At 41.4% G+C, this 3,836-nt stretch carries 3 protein-coding genes and 1 pseudogene; 1 reads left to right on the top strand and 3 read right to left on the bottom strand.

The window, feature by feature from the left end; translation table 11 throughout:
• Positions 1 to 251: 251 nt before the first annotated feature.
• The 3 genes and pseudogenes from PN471_RS07250 to PN471_RS07240 all read right to left on the bottom strand — a co-directional run bounded on the left by PN471_RS07250 (position 252) and on the right by PN471_RS07240 (position 1,103).
• Positions 252 to 494, bottom strand: coding sequence for a DUF4351 domain-containing protein (locus PN471_RS07250; protein WP_271776268.1), 243 nt, complete (start codon positions 492 to 494; stop codon positions 252 to 254).
• A 6-nt stretch (positions 495 to 500) separates the two neighbouring features.
• Positions 501 to 629: pseudogene (locus PN471_RS07245) on the bottom strand (DUF2887 domain-containing protein); the annotation flags it as partial.
• A 177-nt stretch (positions 630 to 806) separates the two neighbouring features.
• Positions 807 to 1,103 (bottom strand): hypothetical protein, encoded by a 297-nt coding sequence (locus PN471_RS07240; protein WP_271776267.1) that lies wholly within the window; start codon positions 1,101 to 1,103, stop codon positions 807 to 809.
• 147 nt (positions 1,104 to 1,250) lie between these two features.
• On the opposite strand from PN471_RS07240, the gene purL reads away from it, so the two are divergent.
• The gene (gene purL / locus PN471_RS07235) at positions 1,251 to 3,623 is read left to right on the top strand and encodes a phosphoribosylformylglycinamidine synthase subunit PurL (RefSeq protein WP_271776266.1); all 2,373 of its coding nucleotides are present in this window, start codon (positions 1,251 to 1,253) and stop codon (positions 3,621 to 3,623) included.
• Positions 3,624 to 3,836 lie beyond the last annotated feature (213 nt).

The raw sequence follows: 3,836 nt of genomic DNA, 5'->3' as shown, positions 1-3,836 counted from the left end.
TGAACGAAAATCCCTCGTTTCAGGCTTTTGGTGATTAACTTCTGCTCAATAGCGAGCGCTCAAAAATCATCAAAAAATCACGTTAAAATGCCCGAAACCCATACCTTATATTTGGTTGATCCTGTCAATGCGTAAGTCCTAGTTATATAGTTTTAATTTAAAATCTACTATTTTTGAGATCACCGACTTCTATCAATATAGAATAAATCATTGAATTATCTTGAAAATTCGGGGATATGAACAGTAATAAATTAATCTTGCACTTGACTTAACCAATTTTGTAAATCTTGTAAACTGCTAAAGTCTAACAACGCTTCACCAAGATTTTCTAAATTGCTCAAAGATAACTGAGCAATATTATTTTTTGCTTCCTCCGGTAAATCTACTAAACGTCTAGTTAACTGTCGAAGAATTAAATTTAAATCACTTTCTTTAAGTCCTTCTTGTTTAATTTCTTGATAAGCACGACTTCTTTCTAATGAAATTCCTAACATGACTTGAACCTCCTGTAAAGTCAGATTTTCAAACCTGTACATCATAATTGTAGTAATCATTTCTAAAATCATGTCATTTGATGATGATTCTTGATTACTTTTTGTTAATAAATACCTAGCTGCTGCTGGTACTTGACTCTCTTTTAAAGTCGACGGACAGAACTAATTGTAGAGTCCATAGAATTTCATATAGAAGGTTTAATAGAGTCAGGTTTACCAATTCCCCAACCTACAAGTATCGCTCAAGAAGTTGAAGTTTTAATTTAAGTAGTAATATAGATATGAATAAATAGGGAAATTGGCAACCTGTACCTAAAAATAGTGGTGAAAAATGGAAACAATGAAATTGCTGGCACATATCGGGACAGATGGTATAATGTCATTTATTTCTTTTGTTTCTTTTTGTAAATGCTGCTGCAACATATCAGTTAAAGTTTTTTCGGCTGAAAAAGCATCATAAGGCGACCAAACTTCATAAGTTTTACCATCTTCAAGAAAAGCTGAATTTTGTGCATCTTTAGCTAATTCTACGGCTAAAAATTGAATAGCTTTGATTTTTTCTTGATCAGATAATTTTCGCAGTGATGGCAAAATCTCTGTCAATGTCATAAAAATACAGGGTAAAAAGTGGTTACATTATAACATTATGAATAACTTGATAATTGCTAATTTATTGACAAGATTAAAAAGAAATCCATGATCTTAATTGCCGTAAACAGATAGAATATTTCTCTGTCCCCTTGGTGCATAACTTCCATGACCATATTTGGTGAAAGTCCCTTTTCTCCCCAAGAAATAGCCTCAGAAGGCATAAAACCAGAAGAATATACCGAAATCGTCCGCCGCTTAGGTCGTCACCCCAACAAAGCCGAACTCGGTATGTTTGGGGTGATGTGGTCAGAACATTGCTGTTATAAAAATTCCCGCCCTTTACTCAAACAGTTTCCCACCGCAGGCCCCCGCATTCTCGTTGGACCCGGCGAAAATGCCGGAGTTGTGGATATCGGCGACGGACTACAATTAGCGTTTAAAATAGAGTCCCATAACCACCCCTCCGCCGTTGAACCATTTCAAGGCGCTGCAACCGGAGTTGGTGGGATATTAAGAGATATATTCACAATGGGGGCGCGTCCCATGGCCTTATTAAACTCTTTGCGGTTTGGTGATTTGAATGATCCGAAAACCCAAAGATTATTTACAGGCGTAGTGGCGGGTATAAGTCATTATGGTAACTGCGTTGGCGTTCCCACAGTCGGTGGTGAAGTCTATTTTGACCCCGCCTACTCTGGAAATCCCCTGGTCAACGTCATGGCGCTGGGTTTGATGGAAACGTCGGAAATTGTCAAATCAGGGGCTTCTGGCTTCGGAAATCCGGTGCTGTATGTGGGTTCAACCACCGGACGGGATGGCATGGGCGGCGCGAGTTTTGCCAGTGCGGAATTGACTGATGAATCAATGGATAACCGTCCCGCTGTGCAAGTCGGAGATCCATTTGTCGAAAAGTCCTTAATTGAAGCTTGTTTAGAGGCATTTAAAACCGGGGCAGTAGTAGCGGCACAGGATATGGGCGCTGCGGGTATCACCTGTTCAACTTCGGAAATGGCGGCTAAAGGTGGTGTGGGGATTAATTTCGATTTAGATAAAATTCCGGTGCGGGAATCGGGAATGATTCCTTATGAATACCTGCTTTCGGAATCTCAAGAACGAATGTTGTTTGTTGCTGAAAAAGGACGAGAACAGGAATTAATTGATATTTTCCACCGTTGGGGACTGCAAGCGGTAGTTGCGGGGACGGTGATTGCAGAACCCATTGTCAGAATTTGGTTTCAGGGGAAAATTGCGGCGGAAATTCCGGCTGATGCTTTGGCGGAAAATACGCCTTTGTATGAAAGGGAATTATTAACAGAAGCCCCCGAATATGCCCAAAAAGCTTGGCAATGGACAAGTGATAGTTTACCTGTTTGCAATGCTGCGGGGATTGAAATTGCGGGAAGTTGGCAAAGTTGGAATCAGATTTTATTGACTTTGCTAGATACTCCCACCATTGCTTCTAAAAGCTGGGTTTATCGCCAATATGACCATCAGGTTCAGAATAACACTGTATTGTTACCCGGTGGTGCTGATGCGGCTGTGATTCGTATCCGTCCCTTAGAGTCTCCTCAGTCCCCAGTCCCCAGTCCCAAAAGTGGTGTTGCGGCTACGGTAGATTGTAATTCTCGTTATGTCTATCTTGATCCCTATGAGGGTGCTAAGGCAGTGGTGGCGGAAGCTGCCCGGAATCTTAGCTGTGTGGGTGCTGAACCCATCGCTGTGACAGATAACCTCAATTTTGGTAGCCCGGAAAAACTCATTGGTTATTGGCAATTAGCGTCCGCCTGTCGAGGTTTGAGTGAAGGTTGTCGGGAGTTGGGAACGCCGGTAACTGGGGGAAATGTCTCTCTCTACAATGAAACTTTTGATGGGGAAGGTAATCCTCAACCAATTTACCCGACTCCGGTTGTGGGTATGGTGGGGTTAATTCCTGATTTAACGAAAATTTGTGGACAAGGTTGGCAAAATGTCGGGGATGTAATTTACCTTCTGGGTTTACCTATTCAATCCAAAATCCCAATTCCAAAATCTAAAATAGAATTGGGTGCTTCTGAATATTTGGCGACGATTCATCATACGATCGCAGGTAAACCCCCTAAAATTGATTTTGATTTAGAACGGTGTGTACAAAAAGCTTGTCGTGATGGTATTCGCGCCCTTTGGGTAAATTCTGCCCATGATTCGGCTGAAGGTGGTTTAGCTGTTGCTATAGCGGAATCTTGTCTTTCGGGAAATTTGGGGGCGGAAATTAATTTCCCAATTAGTGCAAATCATTCCCGATTTGATGAACTGCTGTTTGGTGAAGGTGGGGCGAGGATTTTAGTTTCTGTGAGTCAAGAAAACCAAGAAGTATGGGAGTCCTATTTACAGAAAAATCTGCCAAAGAACTCGCAAAAGCTAGGAAAAGTATCTAATTCCGGCAATTTAGAGATTTTCACCGCAGATAATCAGAAGTTACTCCAGGTTAGTCTCGAAGATATGAGCGATCGCTATTCTCAGGCAATCTCTAACCGTCTCGCTATCTATACCAATACCTAACCGACAGCAAAAATCGCCGAAAACAACATGAAAATTCACAATTCATCCTCTATCCTTGACCAATTTACGGTACTGTTTTAATGGATGGTTAAAGATTTGTTAAGAAGCAGGAAGAAGGTGACAGGTGATAGGTAACAGGTGACAGTGAAGAAGCAAGAGAAGAGACAAGATAAGTATTTTTCTCCCCCTGCACCCTACCCCCCTGCCCCCTGC

The sequence above is a fragment of the Aphanizomenon sp. CS-733/32 genome, assembly GCF_028330045.1.
Lineage (GTDB): Bacteria > Cyanobacteriota > Cyanobacteriia > Cyanobacteriales > Nostocaceae > Dolichospermum > Dolichospermum gracile.
Note: the sequence above shows the minus strand (reverse complement) of the source record. Positions and strands in the feature narration are given on the sequence as shown.

Coding starts and splice junctions, on each gene's coding strand:
- purL (WP_271776266.1), top strand. CDS start 1,251: ATGACCATATTTGGTGAAAGTCCCTTTTCTCCCCAAGAAATAGCCTCA.
- PN471_RS07250 (WP_271776268.1), bottom strand. CDS start 494: ATGTTAGGAATTTCATTAGAAAGAAGTCGTGCTTATCAAGAAATTAAA.
- PN471_RS07240 (WP_271776267.1), bottom strand. CDS start 1,103: ATGACATTGACAGAGATTTTGCCATCACTGCGAAAATTATCTGATCAA.